Below are 21,448 nucleotides of genomic sequence, written 5' to 3' on the forward strand. Positions count from 1 at the left end.
GACAACACTTCTGAAGCGAAGTGATATCCTTTGACCCTAATGTAAGGCGTCTTGACCCAAGCAAGACGAGTGATCCAGGTATGTTCGACAGACGTTTGGTGATGACGGCTCGACAGCAGCCTGTCGAATTGCTGGAAACCGGCCCATTCGACAGGCGGGAGCAATCTGTTTGCGCCGCCTTGGCAAAGAGGGGCCGGTCGAAACCTTGTTGATTGCAAGTCGACGGAACGGGCTTTGGGGGATACCAAAGGGGCGCATCGAAGCCGGCGAAGGAACGAGCCAAGCTGCACAACGCGAAGCCTTTGAGGAAGCTGGCGTTCGGGGCTCAGTCGAGAAAGACGTTTTCGGGACTTTCACCTACGACAAACAGGGTGCTGACCTTTATCATGTCAGCGTTCATGTGTTGCATACCCTGCAATTGGTGGATCCTTTCCCCGAAAGACATGTCCGCCGAGCACGATGGGTTCCCGTGAGGACCGCTGTGAGGGAGGTCGGCCGCGCGGAACTCGGAGAGTTGTTCGCACGATTGCTAGCGGAAGATATCCTGAACGACGCCAGACCTCTACAAGGTCGGTGATATTTCGAATTGCGTAGGCCTACAATTGCAGGGGCAAGAGGAGTGGTGCGAGATTTCGCACTGCCGTTTTCAGTTGCTACAAACGCGGTCGGCCGATGCCATGCACTCGCCGCCAGTTAAGAAGCCACACGTCCGCGAAACCGTTATTTTGGATGTATTCCTTTAAACCGTCGCTTTCTGTAGCGCGCGCTGCACATGCAGGGGGACGCACGCCAGGCAAATTCATCAGCCGTAAGGTCTCCTGAAGTTATTCAAGGCTCGATACGAGTTGCGTGCGTGCCAATCCCGCCTCTACCCCAAAAAACCGAAAATACGACGAAGGAACGTTCGTTCAGGGGAGGGTGGTTGAAGCGCCGCCAATGCAGCTTTCAACGACGACAGCCTTTTGGCGATCTGGTGGTGTTCCAAGTTGGTCGCGAAATTTCGGAGCAGCCGATCAATGTCGGCATCTTCTAATTGCGATTGCACCATAGCAAACCGCCTGCTGATCTCTGGCTCGGAGAGTTTGTTCATCTCGGCTTCGAGGTCGAAAAAACGGGAGAAGAAACTTGGATTCTTGAAATCGATGTCCCGAGACAGAAGAATATCTGATGCCAGGAACGTAAGTTTTTGGTCAAGGCGATACTCGAACATACCTTCGGCCTCTTTGAAAATCTGTCTTTGCCGCACAGGCTCCACAATGCTTCCAACCGCCAAAATCATTTCGTGCGTGTCCGCGTCGTTTTAGCCCGGCCGGGAGGCGATCTACTGGGGACAACAGTGGTCACCCATGTCCAGCCCTCACAACCTCATCCATCGCCAATTGCTGTTCGATGAGGTCTCTGGCGGCGAGGAATACTCCGCTGGCATCGTCAGCCTGGCCTTCCTCAAGCATCAGTAACGCATCCTCATAGATTTCACGCTCGGCCGCCCCACTGACAGCGCCTATTCGTCGAAGATGGGCCATCAGAGCGGCGACGGTTGCTGAAAGGGAAAGAGCAACGGCTCCGGCAGAAAGCAAGGCACGGTCATGCTGCATCGTCAGGGCTCCTTGATGCGATTATACGTTGCGTCCGACACCATCTTGAACGTGCTGATCGTGTCGGCTGCATCGAGCAGGGCGTCTTTCGCCTGGTCGGGCGGTAGTCCCCTTGCTCTGGCCGATGCAGTCTGAAGGTAGATAACGACGTCACGGCGTAGGCGGTTCTGCTCGGCGCCGATTTGCTGGCGGATGTCTCGTACGTATCGACCGACCGATCCAGCAATCGGCTTACCTCGGTCGCGCCCAGCGTCTCGACGTCGTTCGCGGCTCTTAAAAGCTCAGCAATGAAGTCGGTGGTGTGGGTCATGCCAATCTGACGCTTCCTACAACGCAAACGGTTCAAGGCCGTGTGATATGAATCGGTTCCGCCTAGAGTGCGTCGGTTAAGCCGCCGTCGGTCAGGATGGTTCGGCCCGTAATCCAGCGGGAATCATCCGACATCAGGAAAACGACGACGTCGGCGATGTCGGCCGGCTCTCCGATACGACCGGCAGGCGTGGCGGCAATCACGGCCTGGCGACGAGCTTCGGGGGTCGCAGCGGCCACGATCGCTTCAATGGCGCTTTGCACCGCAGTCTGATTGGCAACGTCCGCAGCAAACGCAGCGGCCACGCCGCCCGCCCCAGTGATGGCGCCAACCACCGACAGCGCCTCCGCTTCATTGCCTCGGTAAACAACGGCAACGGCGGCGCCGCGCGCGGCGAGTTTCTTTGCAATCGCCGCGCCGATACCGTGTGAGCCGCCCGTAACAACTGCAACTTTGTTCGTTGTCATGTCTACTTACGATCCTCTTGAGCGAATGACTGGAAGCGACTTTCTTGCAGTATCTTGCATCTGATCCCACCAATCATTGGCTGGCGCGGTTCATGCCGGGAAAATATATCCTCGACGATCGTCGGAAAAGATCATATTTTTCGGAAAGAACGTCCGAAAAATTTGGAAGATGGCGATGCTTGATCTGAAGGATTTGTCTTATTTTGTGAATGTAGTGGATCGTGGAGGCTTTTCGGCGGCCGGCCGGAGCTTACGAATTCCGAAGTCGACCCTCAGCCATCGAATCCAGCAATTGGAGGCCTCGCTGGGAGTTCGCCTTGTTAACCGCACATCACGGCGATTCGGCGTAACGGAGATTGGCAGGGATTTTTACCAGAATGCGATTGCGACACTCCTACAGGCCGAACATACGGAGGCATCGATCCGCCAACATCTTTCCGAGCCCAGCGGTGTCGTCAGGATCACGACGCCGGTCACAATCGCGCAGTTCGCACTACGCGATCTTCTGCCAGGGTTTCTCGTGCGCTATCCAAAGGTCAATATCATCCAGCACGCGACGGATGTGCAAATCGATATTGTCGCGGAAGGCATTGACTTGGCACTTCGCGGTCACTCTCAGCCATTGCCCAATTCTACGCTCGTTCAACGAAAGATCGCACGCGTCCCCTGGCTCTTGTTTGCTGGGACAGATTACCTGAATCAGACCGGGGTTCCGATCGAGCCGGCGGATTTGGCTGAGCACACCGCAATAGCGATGGGACAAGGAGCGAAAACGGCATGGCGCCTACAACACCAGCGGGGTCAGGAAGTTGTAATTGAGATCGAGCCTCGGTTCACCAGCAACGACATAGTTGCACTCAAGCACGCCGCCTGCGCGGGGCTTGGAATTGTCGCTCTGCCGGCATACGTCTGTTGGCCTGAAGTAAAAACGGGCCTTCTTAGGCCGCTGCTGCCTGGCTGGGTTGCGGCCGATTCAAGTATTACCGCCCTCATTCCGTATCGCCGAGGCCTATTGCCCGCAGTCCGTGTCCTAATCGACTACTTGGCAGCTGAGTTCCCGCAAGCGGTGGCTATCGATCTGGAATAGGCGACGGGCGTGGTTCCGGAGAGAATCATGGAGGGTACGCCCGTTCAGCGAGGCCCTCCGCATGCGGAAAGCTTGAATGCTGGTTTCGCCCCGTTTCCAACGACCCCCTTGAGGATAGCGGGTTCTTTTGATGGTCTCCAACACGCAGGCCGGCGCTCGACAGGTTGCCAGAGATTTTACGCAAAGATCATCATTTTATTATCCGGCAAAAGATAGTTTGCCATTTTTCATTCTGCGCTGCACAATATTTTCTGCCCGAACATGGAGCGGACATGAGGATTCGTATCTATAAATCTTACGAAATGCCGGACCTCACGCTTTTGCTACGAGAAGGCATCGCAATTCCAGCGACGGCCGAAAAGCAGAAATGGGAGCACTTCAAGTCTGTGATGCAAGCCGAGTTAAAAGCTGACCTCTTATCGAAAATTGAGGCGGGAAATGGCTGTGTTTTTGTCAGGCTGTAGTGGTTCCAATCGAAGCCATTAATCGTCCTCGGTGCTTTTGCGAATTCTCGAATCCAGCCAATGCTAAGTGATATGCCGTGGACGAGAAATGGTCGCCGCCGAAAATTCAGTGCGAGTGAGAACTGCAACCTGCTAACTTGGACGTTCACTTCTGCCTTATAATGTTATCGCGCTGTTGAAGCGCGACGATCGCCGATTCGAATTCACATTGGAACGCAAGACATGGAAAATACATCTCTCTTTCGTTTCCGACATTTGGCTGCGCTGAATCTTGCCCTGGGGTTTCTGATTCTATCCAGTGGCTCGGCGTCTGCTGGTTGGTATCAAATAACGAATTTCGAAGGAACAGTGGGAGGGGCGCCCGTCCATCTCTCAATTCAAAGGTTCGACAAATTAAATGGGAAATCTGACACCCACGTCGTTGGCAGCTACTACTTTGATGACCATCGTGTTCCACTCAGACTAAACGGCGCACAGCTCTCAGACGGGACTTTAACCTTGTGCGAAAGCGATCCCGTGTCGAAGGTCCAAGAAGTGGTGAAGCCCGATTGCACGTTCTCCCTGGTGACATTGGACAGCAGGCTGAGTGGAGCCTGGAAATCTGCAACCAAGGCAGTTGATGTCCAACTGTATGAAGTCGGGCAGCTCGACAACACCGCTGGAGAGGATATCTCGGGTAGAGTGGAAATACCAATGTGGTACGCCACCTCAAAAGTGATGTTTGTCGGCGTGTACAAAAAAAGTGATGCCTGCGAGAAGATTGTTATGACTGAGGTGAAGACCGTGAGCATCCGCGATGGCAAGACCCTCCGCAATACACTTCTAGCCCAGGCCGAAAAGGAAGCCGACGACAACGGTCTAGCCTGCGAAGCCGGGCTTTTAATGACCGAAATCTATTCAAATTTGGACGCCGGGGACACAGCGGCAAGCGTAGCAATCCACTACGGCGGTGGAAAAATGGGTTATGATGCAATCGTGCTTTTGGGAAAAGTTCTTACCGGGCGCGACTAATCTTACTGCGTTACAAGTTTGTTGGTTTTAGCGACATTGTCCTGGCGCAGCGTGGACATCGCTGAAGGTTGCGACTGAGTGCGACGGTCAAGTGCCTTCGGATGGTGGCGATCGAATTTGGCGTGTGTCGCTCGGGTCGGATCGGGGGATCCGCGGGGTCGATAACTTTGGGAAACGGCAGGTTCCGGGCGGTTTTTGGTTTTGATCGGCGCTGAGGGGGGAACCGCCTCCCTTTGGGAGATGAGGAATCCGTATGCGGCGATACAGAGGCTTGCATGATGATGGAAGCCTCGTCCGAAGCAAGTTATAGCATGCTAGAACGTCCGCTAGTTGCTTGATCCACGTGCTTCTTGTGATGCGTCATTTTCCATTGCATGAAAGGAAGCGCGATTGGCCAGGTTCTACATGCCAGCACTACAACGACAGAGGCAGACCGTCGACAGTACAACAAAGTCAAGAGAGCCTGCGAACGCTCTCGAGGCGCTACGGGCTCAATCAGAGGAGGGTCGGCGGGGACGTCGCTGACCAATCCGGTCAAGAATCCGAGATTGTCAAGATTTCGTAGGCCCTCCTGACTATCGCCGATCGCACGTTGCAGACCAATAAAAGCCGTCGCTATAGGAAACGCGCCGTGACAAAATCACCCATCGTGCTCATCGATCACCATCCAGGACGCTCGGCCCAGACCATCGGCATCGCACGCCAGCTCGGCACCGATACAAGCTTTATTCATGAGCCGTCGGTCGGCGTGGTCGGCACCAAGGGCGACAGCCAATGCTACATGGGCGTGATGTCCAAGGTCGACGCGATCCATGCCAGCTTGAAGAGCCGGATCGGCCGTGGCGTGGGTCAGCTGAAGCTGCGCCTGGTGCAGCCGGAATACACCATCGCGACCTCGGACGGCATCCGCAACGGCACGCGCGAGATGCGCTACTCGCTGATCGGCCGCGAAGTAACGCACGACGCCTTGTCCGAACATCTCAGCGCCACCGGGCTTGCCGGCACTATCGCCGTGGTTGCCTGCGATAAGCCGCCGGTCGGCACGCTCGCCGCCTTGCTCGAGCACAACGAGCCGGCGATTATCATGTCGGACGGCTCGATCCATCCCGGAATCGATCCGGTGACAGGCGAGGCGCTCGACATCGTCAGCGCCTATCAGGTCGCTGGCAGCCACGACGTCGCGCACCGCGACCGCGTCGCCTGCCATGCCTGCCCGGGCTTCGGCAGCTGCGGTGGCATTTTCACCTATAACACCATGCAGACCTTCATCGGAGTACTCGGCATGCAGCCGCTGCACATGGTGGCGCCGCCGTCCGACGATCCGCGACGCCTTGCCGAGTTCCCGGACCAACTCGTCGGATATCTCGCCGACATGATGTCCAAAAGTCTGAAGCCTCGCGACATCGTGGTGCGCGACTCGATCCGCAACGCCGTGATCGTCGCGCTGGCCATCGGCGGCTCGACCAACGTCACGCTGCACGCGCCGGAAATCGCGCGCGCCGCTGGCTACGGGGACTTCTGGAGGGACGTCATGACGCCGTCCGAATTCAACTATCTCTCCCAATACGTGGTGCCCGTCCTCACCGATGCCCGCCCCTACGGAAAGTATTCGATGGTCGACATCGACGCGGTCGGCGGCGTGCAGGTGATCGTGCGCGAACTGCTGGACGCCGGCCTGCTCAACGGCGATGTTTTGACCTGCACCGGCGAGACGCTGGCCGAGCAGGTAAAGCGGCTGGGCACGCCCGGCGCTGATGGCAAGGTAATCTACACGGTCGCCAACCCGTACAAGCCGACCGGCGGCCTGCGTGTCCTCGGCGGCAACCTGTCGCCGGAATTCTCGGCGGTTCTCAAATTGGCCGGTGTCGAGGGCGGACTGCGGGACAATTTGTTCCGCGGCAAGGCCCGCGTGTTCGAGGGCGAACAGCATTTGCTGGACGCGCTCGCCGAGACGCCTGAGCTCTTTCAGAACTACGACATGGTGATCGTCCGCTACGAGGGACCGACCGGCGCGCCGGGCATGCCCGAAATGTTGGATCCTACTTCGCGCATCACCACACTGTGCCGTGAAAAGGGCATCGTCATTGCGCTCATGACCGACGCACGGTTTTCCGGCGGCTCGATCGGGCTGGTGATCGGCCATGTCGGTCCCGAGGCCAGTCTCGGCGGCCCCATCGCGCTGGTGGAGAATGGCGACGAGATTGTCGCCGATCTCAACAGCAACGAACTGAACTGCACGCCACTGGCCGATCCTGCGATCCGCAAGCAGCGCATGGACGCGTGGAAAAAAGTGGTTGCGGCCAATGGTGGCCAGCATCCGAACTGCGGCGATGCCGACACCCGCTTGCTGCACCGCGCCCGGCATTCTGCCGTTCCCGCGACCCATGGCGCCGGCCTGCACCCCGACCACGAGGTCTGGGTCCGCATCCCGCGCGAAGCCACGCGATCGGGTTTCATGCCGACCAACAAGCATCGGCCCGAAACCGACAAGGCCTTCTAGCGCCAGAACGGTCTCCTTTCACCGGCGGCTGAATTTATACATATGGGGCTGCCCAAAAAGGGCTTTGCGCACAAGGCTAATGGGGACGTGTACAGGGGGAAGGCTCAGAGTGGAAAAAACGGCCTGCCGAATGAGAAGGACAGCCCGTCTAATCACAACCGTTGCGGATGCGCATCGCCCAATGAAAAGAACCGCACTCCAACCGCAGGTGACGAGGACGTCAACCTTGGGGTGCCCACTTATCGGTCGCTAAACTATCGCGAATGATGTATAAAAATTAAACTCGCCAGGTGGCCAAGTCTTGGGATCTTGTGCCGCTATACCTGGCGTAGTTCGCTCAGCAGCATATCGACGAGTGCGACCTGTATTTCGTTAGATGTTCCGGTCACGGACTGGCCTGACGTAGAACGCAGTAGCCCCTTTCCTAACTGATGGAGGGATAGCATCATGCAAGCCGAGGACAAGCAGCCTGATCGGGACGGGCAAAGTGACAAGCACCCCAATAATGACCGAAGCATTGTCGAACGCATGCTCGAAGAAATGTCCTACCAGACCGATCTTCTCGGCCATGTGCTGGCAGAACAACAACGTGCAAACTGCCAATTGGAACAGATTGCGCGCCAGACCTGTGAGGCCCAAAATGAGCTCCATCGGCAGACGGCGTTCCAGGGCGGCTTACTCAAGCTGCTGTCTTATCAGGTAGACCTTGCCCGTACGCTCCATCCTGGCATCGCCCAACTCCTAGATTGCAAGTACGGCATTGACCGTTGCCTGGATATCGGCTGCTGCGATGGTGAGCCGCCGCCTTGCAAGCATGTGCGGTGTTCCGACGACAAAGGGCTTGAAGAGGGCTCTGAAGAATCAAAACCTGGTCAGGTGAAGCCACGGAAGGTGAAGGACGCCCCCTATCCCCCCGTTAAACGAGAAGACAATCCAAATCGTCAACCCAATACTCGGCCGCAACGTAAAGTTCCTGATGGCCCGTTTCGCGGCATATTGCGGCGAAGCCATGGCTCGAACCTGCGCGACATCCGCTCTGGCAACCCTGGTGGCGCTGGCATAGATTTTCCGGTGTGGACCGACGACTCCTCAGTGGCCAATGCCAGTGCAAACGCGGCCGACATCAGCGGCGCAAAGAGCGGAAATGTCGTGTTGTTGAGCGGGAACTGGTATATCGATTACTCGACTGACAGCGGCACCACGTTCACAACCTTAAATCCGACAACGATATTCCCCCAGACGCTTGTGGGAGGATTTTGCTGCGATCAGATTTTGCAATACGCGCCCCAGATCGATCGCTTTCTATGGCTGCTGCAATATCAATCAGACGCCACAGGGGCGAACGCCTATCGTCTAGCAGCGGCAAGCCCCCAGGATGTCATCAACAGCAATTGCACTGCGTGGACTTACTGGGATCTGACTTCGGGCAGCTTCGGACTCGGAACGCACTGGATGGATTATCCGAACATGTCGCTAGGTGACGGCGAGGTCTATTTCAGTTTTGATGTGCTCGACACAGTTGCCGATACGATTGCTGACAACGGCCTTGTCGTCGTTCGTCTGAGCCTCGCGGAGATCGCAGCGGGAGGGACAATTAACTTTCGCTATACGACCGCCGCCGAGAGTGCGGTCGCCTGGGGCAGCGGGGTATCGCAAAATACCGGGAACGAGGTGTTCTGGGCGGGGCATGTCGACAATAGCACGACGCGCGTTTTCAGTTGGCGTAATGACTCGACGACCTATTTTTGGCGGGATGTCGAGGTGAGCAACTGGCCGAACGGCACGCTTAGCTCAAATGGTCCGAATGGTAACAACTGGTTTGGATGGGGCTTTCCGAATAACGCGGTGATAGGCATAACTCGACGCTTGAACGAATTGTGGCTTGGCTGGACCGCGAGCAACGGCAAGGGTAGCTCGGCCGGCTTCAACTTCCCTCATCCACACGTACAGATTGTAAAGCTCAATATAGCCGACTGGAAGGTGATTGAACAAATGCAGGTCTGGAATCCGGATTTGGCCTTCGGCTATCCAAGCCTGGCTACAAATTCGGATAACGAAGTGGGCATCATCCTTGGGTGGGGTGGGGGCGGCAGTTTCAATGCCAATACGGCAGTCGGTTTTATGGGCGACTATGTGGTTTGGTACCGCAACGGCAGCACCTGGACGCATACACGATTCGGCGACTACGTAACTGTTCGTCGGGCGGCACCGGAATCGCAAATGTTTGCGGGTTTTGGCTTTGTGACTGTCGACACCACCACACCAGCGGGCGCTAGTCACCGCTTTGACCCCTACTACGTCCTTTTCGGGCGCGAAAAGAACGAACCTCGCCCACCCCGCTGATGAATACGGGACATCGACGTATAACCGTGCAGACGGCGAGAGCTAGCGCGCTGGGCGTCTGTCGGCCATCGGCGTCGTAGCAATCCTCGACCGGCGGTTGAGCATCGCCTTCCTATGCGCTCTTAGCCGGATGAACGTAGAGGGAGCTACCCAATAAGGCGATTTCATTGCCGTTCGGAATAGCGATAGTTACATCCACTGGCAGCTAGCGTCGCTGCCGTCGCAGATAGAACCAGATTGCGGCTACAACAAATGGCGCAAGGATCAGGAGCATTTCAAATGAGCCGTTGCCCCCATCCGGCGAAAATCCAAACAATCTCTCTACAAAATCCATAGCCTCTTCCCTTACCCCGTGTGTGGTGTCCAAAAAACCTCGGTAGGTTCATGAAAACTTAGGACATCGGCATCTCGCGTTGTCAGACTTCGCAAATGTCGATTACGTTGGCTTGGCGTACTGCCAGCACTTCAAGACATCGCGCATCCCTTTGCGCCATCGCCAACGCTACGCTCATGGAAAGGCGTGTCAAGTGACCGAAACAGCGGACTTCTATTGGCGCGTTGATTTTGGTTGTTGCCTGATCTCGGTGTGCTGACCGCTGACGCAGTGGGGCACTCCTGTCGGAGCCAAGGCATTGACGCGAGGCAAGCTCATATGGATAAATTCAGCCGCCGGTAGAAGTCGAACGCTCCGGCACTAGGGTCCTTGCGAAGATCAGCTGCAGGGGCCCTTTTTGATGTCCGCATTACGCCCGATCATGTCATGTTTCCTATGGCCCCGAATGAAGGTATGGCTACGCCTACACGCGTCCGCGGGATATAACGTTGGCACCGGTCGCGCTCGGGCTATTCAGCAGAGTGATCCAGCGTGACGGCGGGAAATGTCTTGTTCGTCTTTGTCCCAATCTGCGGGCTTTGGCCTACGTTCGATCTACAAGTCCTTCAACAAGCCTCGTTAAAGATCTACGATGCTTCCAAGAAAGGAGGTATTCAAACCAGTCATGTCGCGATTGGCCCTCCTCCACTCGCTCAAGGAGCCACAAATCATGAACGGAAACCAGCGAATATTGCTCGCATCACGCCCGACTGGTGCTCCGACGATCGCCGACTTCACCATCGACACTGGCCCCGTCGCGGAACCCGCCATAGGTCAAGTCCTGCTCAAGATCCTCTACCTTTCGCTCGATCCGTACATGCGCGGACGCATGAGCGCCGCCAAATCCTATGCCGCGCCGGTCGAGATAGGCGCGGTTATGGAGGGCGGAACTGTCGCCCGGGTTGTAAAAAGCCGAAACCCCGCTTTTGCAGAAGGTGATGTGGTTCTGTCCCATTCTGGATGGCAGAACTACGCGCTTTCAAACGGAAATGAATTGCGTAAGCTCGATCCAGCCGTCGCGCCCGTCACGACCGCGCTCGGCGTGCTCGGCATGCCTGGGTTCACCGCCTGGGCGGGCCTTGCCAATATCGGTCAGCCGAAGCCTGGTGAAACACTCGTCGTCGCAGCGGCCAGCGGCGCGGTCGGCTCGGTCGTCGGGCAGATCGCCCGGCTGAGGGGTGCCCGCGCCGTCGGTATCGCCGGCGGGCCGGAAAAGTGCGCTTACCTGCAAGACGAACTTGGCTTCGACGCAGCCATAGACCACCGCAGCCCCGATCTTAACGAGCGGCTCGCCAAGGCCTGCCCTCAGGGCATCGACGTCTATTTCGAGAATGTCGGCGGCAAGGTCTGGGACGCGGTTTTTCCGCTTCTCAATCCTTTTGCACGGATCCCCGTCTGCGGCCTCATCGCCCAATATAATGCGCGTCCCGGCCAAGCGGCGCAACAGGACCGGTTGCCCGATGTTATGCGCACCGTCCTGACGAAGAGCCTGCTGATCCGCGGCTTCATCCAGCGCGAGTTCGTCCATCAGCGGGAGCAGTTTTACAAGGAAGTGAGCGAGTGGATCGCCTCTGGCGCCTTGCGCTACCGGGAGGACATCGTCGCCGGCCTGGAGCGGGCTCCCGAAGCGTTCATCGGCCTCTTGGAGGGACGGAACTTTGGGAAGCTTATCGTTCGCGTGGGCGAAGACGCTATTTGATAAACTACTGAAGGCAGGACGGCAGGACGTCAGGATAACGGACGGCGCTTGGGTGTCCCTCTAATTCTAGCGTGGACGGATGGGGTGTCAGGGCTCTGGGGGCGCTTGTCTGCGGAGGCCTGTGATCACCCAGCGGATTGCCAACCCGATCAGCAGAAGGACGATGGGAGGCGACAGCGCAACTTTGTTTGCGTCGATGAACCTCTCCCACCGCTTTTCGCTGATCAACTTCAATTGTGCAGCTTCAGCTTGCTCATGATTGGCTTTCATTAGCCCAAATTGGTCGGCCTCCGACATTGCTGTCGGGAAGAAGTAGGTGGTTGACTTAGGCAGGGTCTCGCTCGTGATCTCGTAACCCTGTAGCTCGCCAGCTGACCTCCGGCGTTCAGCTTCATGAAATTCCTGAGAATATTCGAGCATGAAGTTGGGGGGCTGCAAGATGTCTTGGCTGTATAAGTATCCGCCCCAGCTGATGTAAGGGCTCCTTATCGAGTTGTAGAACAACACACCGACGAAGAGGAGCCAAATCGCCGTAACTGCAAGCCACCCACGAAGGAAACCCCGAGACCAACTCACATTTCACCCCCCAAATATATACCGCTGATCTAAGCTCGATACCGAATCGAGAGCAAGGGTGGGTCTTTGGGTCTCCTGTCGGTTATTCTGAAAATATATGCCGAGGTTCCATAGGACCTTAGCCGAGACTAACCACAACGAAATCCGCTCCTAAATCCAATCTTCACCAAAGATGACGATCCCAATGTTCAGTTCCATAGAACGCCTTACGCCCCCGAGTTTCATAATAGAACGAACGCAAAGACCCGACTAGACAGACCATTGTTTTCTGACGAGACCAAGCTACGTGTCATCGGTTCATATCCTTTCAATGCGTGCAACCCTGGAAAAGTGCGGCCGGATGCGGAAATTATTTCCGCTTGGGCAGGTTGCTCACGCATGGATCGTTGCGCTCGGTTTTGTTGCGGGCGATGTTGGCGTAACAGACACCTGATCAGCTTCCGAAACCCAATCGCCAATCATGAGGGCTCGCGGCAAAAAATATCCTGCCGATGGCGATATATCGTGCGGAGCATTTGCGACCTTACCAGTCCCGGAACTCAAGGGAGTAGATAGCCGCGGCATGAGCTCGAGTTGACACTCCAAACTTTCGCAAAATCTCGATGACATGGTGGCCGACATTTCTCCGTGCCGCTCTCGACTTTTGATACGCAAGATGTATACAAGTTGTCTATGTCAAGAAAAGTCGCCACGAATGTGGCCGCCACTTCTCAAGGGGTGGAAGAATTCGCCGCCAGTCCTTGAGCCTGCCGAACATGTTTTCGATCTTGTGCCGCTTTTTGTAGAGCACCGGATCATGAGGGATTGCTACCTTGCGGTTTGCCCTCGAAGGAATACAGGCAATGATTTTGCGCTCCGCCAAGGCATCTCGGAACCAGTCGGCATCATAGCCCTTGTCGGTGAGCAACGTCTTGGCTTTAGGAAAGGCCTCGATCATGCGAGTGGCACCTTTGTAATCGCTCATCTGGCCCTCGCTCAACATCAGGATCAGTGGTCGGCCTTGACCATCGCAAACCGCGTGCAGTTTGGAGTTCAGGCCACCTTTAATGCGTCCGATACGTCTGGGAACATCCCCTTTTTTAGCAGGCTGGCTGCAGTGCGATGTGCTTTCAGATGGGTGGCGTCGATCATCAGTTGCTCCGGCTTGCCGCGTTTGGCCGTCAGTTCGGCCAAAATCCGATTGAACACGCCGAGCCTGCTCCAGCGGATGCAGCGATTATAGATCGTCTTGTGTGGCCCGTATTCCCTGGGCACGTCACGCCACCGCAACCCATTGCGCAAGACAAAGATAATGCCGCTCGAAATCAACCGGTCATCGACACGTGGCACCCCGTGCGACAGCGGGAAATAGGGCTCGATCCGGCGCATCTGCGCCTCCGATAAAAGCATCAAGTCACTCATCAAAGCATCTCCCTTCGATCCCAGTGAATCAAACAGTGGACGACACAGCAAGTCATTTAATAGGTCCTGAGCCTAGGGAACCGGTCACGATTGCTCCGCTTTCTGCCGGGCGCGCGTACTGAAAATCCGTTCGTTCACGACTATTGGGAAGAGGTCTATCTCCTCCAAGGTGATCTCGTCGTCGGCGATCCAAACGCGCATACCCAGTCATTCCCCGCCCATACCTATGCTTGCCGTCCGCCGGGAGTTTTCCACGGACCGTTCAGGTCGGAAACGGGCTGCTTGCTGCTGGAAATTCACTATTTTGACAAATCATCTGATCGGACCACAGAGGTTGACCGCGTTTAACTGCAGCCTTGAGATAGAAAGTCGCCGAGCTTCGTCCGAAAAGCGCTGTCCACAAAGGCATCACCCAACGCGCCTGCAAATCGTTCTGGCCACCTCTCGGGTTGAATGCCCGCGCTGACGAAGTTAATTAACATTCGACCTGTCGCATTGAGCGCATGAAAAAGGCTCGACCTTCATACATGTCATCGACCACTCGTCATCGGTGCCTTCTTCGTGCGCATAGCTGTCGTGAAGCCACTTCGACGCAAAGAAATTTGCCCTGGATTCAGTTGGAAAGATCGTCTATCGGCGTTGGGTTCTGCGAATTATAGGGCAGGACAGGACAACTAATCTAGTCTATCTTACCCGACCGTCTTAAATGTGGCATTGGCTTCCCTGCTGGACTGTCCTTTGGCGTGCAGGCTTATCCGGCACAGCTAGGCTCCTGCCGTTACAAATGAATTCTTAACCTTCGATACTACTGGCCGTCTGTAGCGATTGCGCGCGACAACCGGGGACAAGGATATGAGCTATCTAACTGCAGGACAACAACCGCTAAATATGTATGAGATAGGTTTTCGGCAGTATGATGCCGGGAGCGCGCCGATAGTTGAGTTCGACGACGCTGTGGCGACCATCAGGTGGAGTGCGACCGAATACGTTCGGTTTGAGGCGAACCACGTCGATCCGGACATCGGACCGATCTATAATGATGCCTATGGTTTCACCGATGGAGTTCAGACCTATACACTCCATGGCAACAACACCAACCAATCCTGGTGGTTTTTGCTCGAGGGTAACACCGCGTTGGAGGCCTTGGCACAGAGTGGCGACGGGTTTGCACTCTTTGAACTTTTGATCAACGGATACCCAGACTCTGTGCCCCGATTCACGACGTTGACGGGTGGGGCCGGAAGCGATTTGCTGTTCGGCCTCGAGTACGATGACACTCTCGACGGGAACGGCGGCAACGATGAACTGGTGGGGAACGAAGGCAACGACTTCCTCCTTGGTGACCGCAACGGCGACCAAGGGGACGATGCGCTGGATGGCGGCCCTGGCGCAGATCGCATGGCAGGCGGGCGGGGCAACGACACCTACTACGTCGACGACAGCGCCGACGAGATCGAAGAATATGTTAGCGGCTATGGAGGTCCCCAAGGAGATGACCAAGCCTTCACCAGCGTCAGCTACACCCTTGCCGCGGAGGTATCTGTCGAGACGCTCTCGACCACCGACCAGTCCGGTACGGACGCCATCAATCTAACCGGCAACGAGCTTGACAACTGGCTCGTCGGCAATGCTGGCAACAACAACATTTCTGGCGGCGATGGTGACGATGTCCTGCAGGGATTGGGCGGCGGCGACGTTCTCACAGGCGGCAGCGGAAACGACTTCTTCTGCTTCAGCGATGCGCATGTAACCCAAGTAACCGACTTCACAACGACGGAGGAAGATACGATTGCATTGGACAAAGCGGTGTTCGCCGGATTGACGACCGGCGTTCTGACCAGCGCGGCATTCCGGATCGGCGCTGCCGCGGAGGATGCCGACGACCGGATCATCTATAACGCTGCGACCGGCGCGCTGACCTATGACTACAACGGAGTGGTCGGCGGGGGAGACACCACCTTCGCGATGCTGCCTGTGAATCTGGCCCTCAGCAATACGGACTTTTTGGTGTTCTAATGGCAACGTAGTGCAACGCACGCACAATCCCAAGGCCATGCGGTGATTGTTGGTCCGGGTGCTGAGCCACCTCGCCGCGACCATCGATTGTTAACATGCAGAGGGCGATGATCTGCGGTAGAAAGGTCGAGCATGCTGGCGAAAACGTCCCCAAAACCCCCCCTTAAATCTAGCTAATCCAGGCGGCTTGTGACTTGTGTATGACGTTTTTGTGACAGATAGAAACGCGCGCCAATCAACGAAGGCGGAGTCATCTTGGGGAATACCGAGCTTGTCGAGGGGTTGCTTCGCCGGCAGGTGCGACTGCTCGACGATCCGGATGATCTCCAGTTTCTCGGAGGCAGGGTATCTTTTCCGTCAGATCACGAAAAAGTCCGCATTGGTCAGCGTTGTCCCGGAGGCGAGATTGGCGAACTTTACTGCCCCGCCTGTGGCGCTGCCATTCGAATCGTAGATCAGCGCACCGGTCGACTTGTTGTAGATGATCCGATCACTGGAATCATGGGCGCTGCTTCCAACATGAAATGCAGCGGCGCCGAGTGTGCCTGTCGACGTCAAGGCCGTGAAGATCGCATCTTCCAGGTGGATGGTGTCGGCAACAACTGAAAAATCAGTGATGCTATCAACGTTCATCGTCACGCTTAGTGCCATGTTGAATATAAAGGTGTCGCTACCCGTTCCACCGGTCAGTTTGTCGTTGCCGGCGCCGCCGATCAAAGTATCTGCGCCTGCACCACCATCGAGCTTGTTGGCCGCCGAGTTCCCGGTCAGGGTGTTGGCGAGTGTGTTGCCGACCGCATTGAGGGCGTTGCCGGTCAGCGTCAGGTTCTCCACCTCCGCTGCCAGTGTCAGGCTGATGCCGGACAGGATCGTATCGGTACCGCCGCTGCCCAGTTCAGTGACTATATCGCCAGCATTGTCGACGACGTAGATGTCGTTGCCAGCGCCGCCGACTAGCCTGTCAGCCCCGGCCTTGCCATCGAGCTTGTTGGCCGCCGAGTTCCCGGTCAGGGTGTTGGCGAGTGTGTTGCCGACCGCATTGAGGGCGTTGCCGGTCAGCGTCAGGTTCTCCACCTCCGCTGCCAGTGTCAGGCTGATGCCGGACAGGATCGTATCGGTACCGCCGCTGCCCAGTTCAGTGACTATATCGCCAGCATTGTCGACGACGTAGATGTCGTTGCCAGCGCCGCCGACTAGCCTGTCAACCCCGGCCTTGCCATCGAGCTTGTTGGCCGCCGAGTTCCCGGTCAGGGTGTTGGCGAGTGTGTTGCCGGCCGCATTGAGGGCGTTGCCGGTCAGCGTCAGGTTCTCCACCTCCGCTGCCAGTGTCAGGCTGATGCCGGACAGGATCGTATCGGTACCGCCGCTGCCCAGTTCAGTGACTATATCGCCAGCATTGTCGACGACGTAGATGTCGTTGCCAGCGCCGCCGACTAGCCTGTCAACCCCGGCCTTGCCATCGAGCTTGTTGGCCGCCGAGTTCCCGGTCAGGGTGTTGGCGAGTGTGTTGCCGGCCGCATTGAGGGCGTTGCCGGTCAGCGTCAGGTTCTCCACCTCCGCTGCCAGTGTCAGGCTGATGCCGGACAGGATCGTATCGGTACCGCCGCTGCCCAGTTCAGTGACTATATCGCCAGCATTGTCGACGACGTAGATGTCGTTGCCAGCGCCGCCGACTAGCCTGTCAGCCCCGGCCTTGCCATCGAGCTTGTTGGCCGCCGAGTTCCCGGTCAGGGTGTTGGCGAGTGTGTTGCCGGCCGCATTGAGGGCGTTGCCGGTCAGCGTCAGGTTCTCCACCTCCGCTGCCAGTGTCAGGCTGATGCCGGACAGGATCGTATCGGTACCGCCGCTGCCCAGTTCAGTGACTATATCGCCAGCATTGTCGACGACGTAGATGTCGTTGCCAGCGCCGCCGACTAGCCTGTCAGCCCCGGCCTTGCCATCGAGCTTGTTGGCCGCCGAGTTCCCGGTCAGGGTGTTGGCGAGTGTGTTGCCGGCCGCATTGAGGGCGTTGCCGGTCAGCGTCAGGTTCTCCACCTCCGCTGCCAGTGTCAGGCTGATGCCGGACAGGATCGTATCGGTACCGCCGCTGCCCAGTTCAGTGACTATATCGCCAGCATTGTCGACGACGTAGATGTCGTTGCCAGCGCCGCCGACTAGCCTGTCAACCCCGGCCTTGCCATCGAGCTTGTTGGCCGCCGAGTTCCCGGTCAGGGTGTTGGCGAGTGTGTTGCCGGCCGCATTGAGGGCGTTGCCGGTCAGCGTCAGGTTCTCCACCTCCGCTGCCAGTGTCAGGCTGATGCCGGACAGGATCGTATCGGTACCGCCGCTGCCCAGTTCAGTGACTATATCGCCAGCATTGTCGACGACGTAGATGTCGTTGCCAGCGCCGCCGACTAGCCTGTCAACCCCGGCCTTGCCATCGAGCTTGTTGGCCGCCGAGTTCCCGGTCAGGGTGTTGGCGAGTGTGTTGCCGGCCGCATTGAGGGCGTTGCCGGTCAGCGTCAGGTTCTCCACCTCCGCTGCCAGTGTCAGGCTGATGCCGGACAGGATCGTATCGGTACCGCCGCTGCCCAGTTCAGCGACTATATCGCCAGCATTGTCGACGACGTAGATGTCGTTGCCAGCGCCGCCGATTAGCTTATCGGCACCTGTGCCACCATCGAGCGTGTCATCACCTTCGCCGCCCTGAAGCAGGTCGCCACCCTCGCCTCCGACAAGCACATCCACTCCCCCCTGACCGTTGAGGTCATCGCTACCGGCGTTACCTGAAAGCCGGTTTGCCCGCGAATCTCCCCAGAGACGATCGCCCGCCGACCCGCCTTCGACATTTTCGATGTTGACCAGCGTGTCCTCCTCTCCGGTCGAATCGATTGCCGCCAGCCCTGGTGTCGCGCCGTTGAGCGTTACGTCCACCATTCCGCTCGAAGTGGTATAACGTGCAGTGTCCGAACCGGTCCCGCCGTCGAGTATGTCGTCGCCGAGCCCGCCGTCGATGGTATCGTCCCCACCCCGGGCATCGATAGTGTTGGTGAAAGACGATCCGACGATCAAATCGTTCCCATCCGTGGCGATGACGTTTTCGAAATTGCTGAAACCGGTTCCTGCGATTGTGAACAAGACACCTTCCCCCAGGAAGATGGTGCCGCCCGACGTGTTGCCGGACAGATCAAGCGTATCATTGCCGGTGCCGCCGTCCCAAAATCCGCCTGCTCCCACGGCAATATTGTGCAGGATGTCGTCGCCCGCCCCGCCGATGACGCTATTGGCCGCCCCGTCGGCCCCGCCGTCAGTGATGGTGTCATTGTCGTTGCCGCCGTCGAGCGTATCATTGCCAAGCCCGCCAACCAGAGTGTCATTGCCGTCTTCGCCATTGATAACGTCGTTGCCGTCTTTCCCTTGCAGCAGGTTATCCACGCCATTGCCGCCGATCGCGTCATCGCCTGAGCCGCCTTTGACGTTTTCGATGTTCAGGATGATGTCGGTTTCGGAAGATCCGCTGATCGCCCCGCCCGCCGCCAGCGATACGCCAACTGTTGTGGTGCGATCGGAATAATCGACGGTGTCGATGCCTTCGCCGCCGTCGATTGTATCGTTGCCGAGCCCGCCAGTCAGGATATCGTTTCCGGTGCCGCCCTTGAGCACATCGGCCCCTGCCTGGCCATCAATCACGTCGTCGCCGCCGAACCCCAAAAGAGTGTCGTCACCATTGCCCCCTGCAATTGTGTCGTTGCCTGTGCCCAATACATAGGTTCGGAGCGGATCCTGGGACGTGCTGAAGATGTTGGTGCCTATAGCGACCGGCACCCCGTCGATGATACGGACGGTGAGATCGGTTAGGTAAACACCAACATCAAGGCTGCGGCGGGAAACCAATTCGAGCGATCCGCTCGCTTCAATACGCAGCAGGGTTATCTCGCCGGCAGAACAGGCGGCCACAAAGGTCTCGCCATCGAGGACGAAAGTTTCAACCTCAAGCACTTGTGCTATGTCGGTGAAAGTGGAGACAGGGGTCAGGGTTCCGTCGTCCTCAAGCCTCAAGACCGAGATGGGCATTGGGTCCGCGACCTTGGTCAAGGGATTTGCGGTCAAGACATAGGCCGTGTCGTCTATGACAGCGGTTGCCAGGTCGCTGGGATAAAAGATCTCGGGAGTCGTGGCTGCATTTACGCTGGAAGCGTCGACAATCGTACCATCGGACAGAATCTCGTACACAAAGAGTATCGATGTTCCAGAAAGTAGCTGCGGAAGAGCTTCGATCAAAAATGTGCGTCCCCCGACCGTCAAGGCTGTCGAGTCCTTGGTGAAGAGACTACCCGCCTCGAGGGAGGCCGTCATGGTGAGTAGACCGTCCGATCCAATCCGGAACAGATTGAGGAAGTCTCCGCCGCGCGTATAAAGATATGTCTTGTCCCCGGCCGAAAAGCTATGCATGGCCTCGCCAAGGCCGAATACAGGGCCGGTGAAAATCGTGCCTTCCGCCACTTTCTGGATTAGAGTGAGCGTTCCATCGGCAGCGATGGAAAAAACGTTGAGGGCTTCGAGGTTACCTTCGCCTGTGCCCCCTACGACATAGAGAAAATTCTGGCCATTGATGGCGGCGGCGGTCACCTGCTGGGCGCCGATCAGCGGAATCGCGGCGCTGGTTTCAAAGTTCAGAATGTTCGTGAGCGAACCATCCGATCCGACCCGGAAAGCGCTCAAGCCGTCGTCGTCCTTGCCAACGACATAGGCGAAGGTTCCGAGTGCCGAGGTGACCATCGCGATATCCGATGCCCCATCGAGCTGAAGGGCCGGATCATCGGTATCAAGCACCGTATCACCCGGGGCGAATGCACCCACTACGACAACCATGCCTCAACCCCCGTGTCTGCTAATTTGCACCCGTGTTAGCCGAAATGGCCAATGTGCCGACCTGCCTGTCCAGTTGCCGCACACATCGCCTCGGGGCAACGGGCGACCGCCGGTCAGTGGCGATCGCCCACCAAAAGCAAGGCTGATTGCCTGCTCCCGCGTCCTCTTGCTCTGAGGTGGTCCCCGTGAGCTCGAGGCCGAAGCGAACGTTTAGTGAAGCGTAATTTACCAGCGACTGTAGTACGACCAACCACCTAACGTGCCAACAGCGATACCAAACGCAAGACCCATCATAGGGTCGGCCGTCATAGCCGCCATTATAAACCCAAAGCCAGCACCTATTGCGACATCGATAGCCATGATCATCAACGGTAACTGACGGTTGGGCGGAAGAACAGACAGCCAATTGTGGAGGCTTGCCTTTTCTACCCTGTTCACCATTCGGGGTAGGCGTTTTTTCAGGTTGGCCGGTTGTCCTTAGTTCCGGTCAGTTGTCGAACAGTGTTAAGATGGAAAGATGAGCGCCTTCTATATATTTCAAGAAAACTTGCACGACCCGAGAAGTTCGGAAACTATCGGAAGGTAGTAACGTTGTCGCCGCATACTAACATATTGAAATAGAAATATGTATTCTGTTTTACGTCGGGACCCCGTTCCCCAAAGGTTTCCGACCGCCAGATTTCAACCGGACCTTACGACAATTTCGTTCTCAGACACAATACGTCCCCCATTTCTTTCAGCGTGGTGGCGAATAG

General features: G+C 57.0%; 13 protein-coding genes and 1 pseudogene. 8 read left to right on the forward strand and 6 right to left on the reverse strand.

All coding sequences use genetic code 11. The features are described from left to right. Window positions 1-163 precede the first annotated feature (163 nt). Window positions 164-577 carry an NUDIX hydrolase gene (locus tag QO002_RS25125; RefSeq protein ID WP_307236238.1) on the forward strand — a complete coding sequence of 138 codons (414 nt, stop codon included), beginning with the start codon at window positions 164-166 and terminating at the stop codon, window positions 575-577. A 291-nt stretch (window positions 578-868) separates the two neighbouring features. Here QO002_RS25125 and QO002_RS25130 read toward each other — a convergent pair whose 3' ends face one another. The 3 genes from QO002_RS25130 to QO002_RS25140 all read right to left on the reverse strand — a co-directional run bounded on the left by QO002_RS25130 (window position 869) and on the right by QO002_RS25140 (window position 2,372). After that, window positions 869-1,279, reverse strand: a complete 411-nt coding sequence (locus tag QO002_RS25130) for a hypothetical protein (RefSeq protein WP_307235113.1) — start codon at window positions 1,277-1,279, stop codon at window positions 869-871. Between the two features lie 61 nt (window positions 1,280-1,340). Next, window positions 1,341-1,595 (reverse strand): hypothetical protein, encoded by a 255-nt coding sequence (locus QO002_RS25135; protein WP_307235115.1) that lies wholly within the window; start codon window positions 1,593-1,595, stop codon window positions 1,341-1,343. A 372-nt stretch (window positions 1,596-1,967) separates the two neighbouring features. Continuing rightward, the gene (locus QO002_RS25140) at window positions 1,968-2,372 is read right to left on the reverse strand and encodes an SDR family oxidoreductase (RefSeq protein ID WP_307235117.1); all 405 of its coding nucleotides are present in this window, start codon (window positions 2,370-2,372) and stop codon (window positions 1,968-1,970) included. A 175-nt stretch (window positions 2,373-2,547) separates the two neighbouring features. Between QO002_RS25140 and QO002_RS25145 the strand changes: the two genes are divergently transcribed. From QO002_RS25145 to curA, 6 genes are all read left to right on the forward strand, one after another. After that, entirely contained in the window at window positions 2,548-3,459 is a 912-nt protein-coding gene (locus tag QO002_RS25145) for a LysR substrate-binding domain-containing protein (RefSeq protein WP_307235119.1), read from the forward strand. Between the two features lie 272 nt (window positions 3,460-3,731). After that, complete coding sequence (locus QO002_RS25150; protein ID WP_307235121.1) at window positions 3,732-3,923, forward strand: hypothetical protein; 192 nt, start codon at window positions 3,732-3,734, stop codon at window positions 3,921-3,923. A 222-nt stretch (window positions 3,924-4,145) separates the two neighbouring features. Then, window positions 4,146-4,934, forward strand: a complete 789-nt coding sequence (locus QO002_RS25155; RefSeq protein ID WP_307235123.1) for a hypothetical protein — start codon at window positions 4,146-4,148, stop codon at window positions 4,932-4,934. Between the two features lie 631 nt (window positions 4,935-5,565). Next, a complete protein-coding gene (locus tag QO002_RS25160; protein ID WP_307235125.1) occupies window positions 5,566-7,434 on the forward strand; it encodes a dihydroxy-acid dehydratase domain-containing protein in 1,869 nt (622 codons plus the stop codon). Between the two features lie 447 nt (window positions 7,435-7,881). Beyond that, window positions 7,882-9,777: a hypothetical protein gene (locus QO002_RS25165; protein ID WP_307235127.1), complete on the forward strand. Its 1,896-nt coding sequence runs from the start codon at window positions 7,882-7,884 to the stop codon at window positions 9,775-9,777. A gap of 1,043 nt (window positions 9,778-10,820) precedes the next feature. Further along, window positions 10,821-11,849, forward strand: a complete 1,029-nt coding sequence (curA, locus tag QO002_RS25170) for an NADPH-dependent curcumin/dihydrocurcumin reductase (protein ID WP_307235129.1) — start codon at window positions 10,821-10,823, stop codon at window positions 11,847-11,849. 87 nt (window positions 11,850-11,936) lie between these two features. Here the strand turns inward: curA and QO002_RS25175 are convergent, their stop codons facing one another. Both QO002_RS25175 and QO002_RS25180 read right to left on the reverse strand, forming a co-directional pair. Beyond that, complete coding sequence (locus QO002_RS25175) at window positions 11,937-12,269, reverse strand: hypothetical protein (protein ID WP_307235131.1); 333 nt, start codon at window positions 12,267-12,269, stop codon at window positions 11,937-11,939. 880 nt (window positions 12,270-13,149) lie between these two features. Further along, window positions 13,150-13,826 (reverse strand): annotated as a pseudogene (locus tag QO002_RS25180) (IS5 family transposase); the annotation flags it as partial. A gap of 852 nt (window positions 13,827-14,678) precedes the next feature. Between QO002_RS25180 and QO002_RS25185 the strand changes: the two are divergent. Further along, window positions 14,679-15,842, forward strand: a complete 1,164-nt coding sequence (locus QO002_RS25185) for a calcium-binding protein (protein ID WP_307235134.1) — start codon at window positions 14,679-14,681, stop codon at window positions 15,840-15,842. Window positions 15,843-16,199: 357 nt separating this feature from the next. On the opposite strand, the gene QO002_RS25190 is transcribed toward QO002_RS25185, so the two are convergent. After that, on the reverse strand, window positions 16,200-20,693 hold the full coding sequence (locus QO002_RS25190) for a beta strand repeat-containing protein (protein ID WP_307235136.1): 4,494 nt from the start codon (window positions 20,691-20,693) through the stop codon (window positions 16,200-16,202). Window positions 20,694-21,448 lie beyond the last annotated feature (755 nt).

It is taken from the genome of Pararhizobium capsulatum DSM 1112, assembly GCF_030814475.1.
In the GTDB taxonomy this organism is placed as follows: domain Bacteria; phylum Pseudomonadota; class Alphaproteobacteria; order Rhizobiales; family Rhizobiaceae; genus Pararhizobium; species Pararhizobium capsulatum.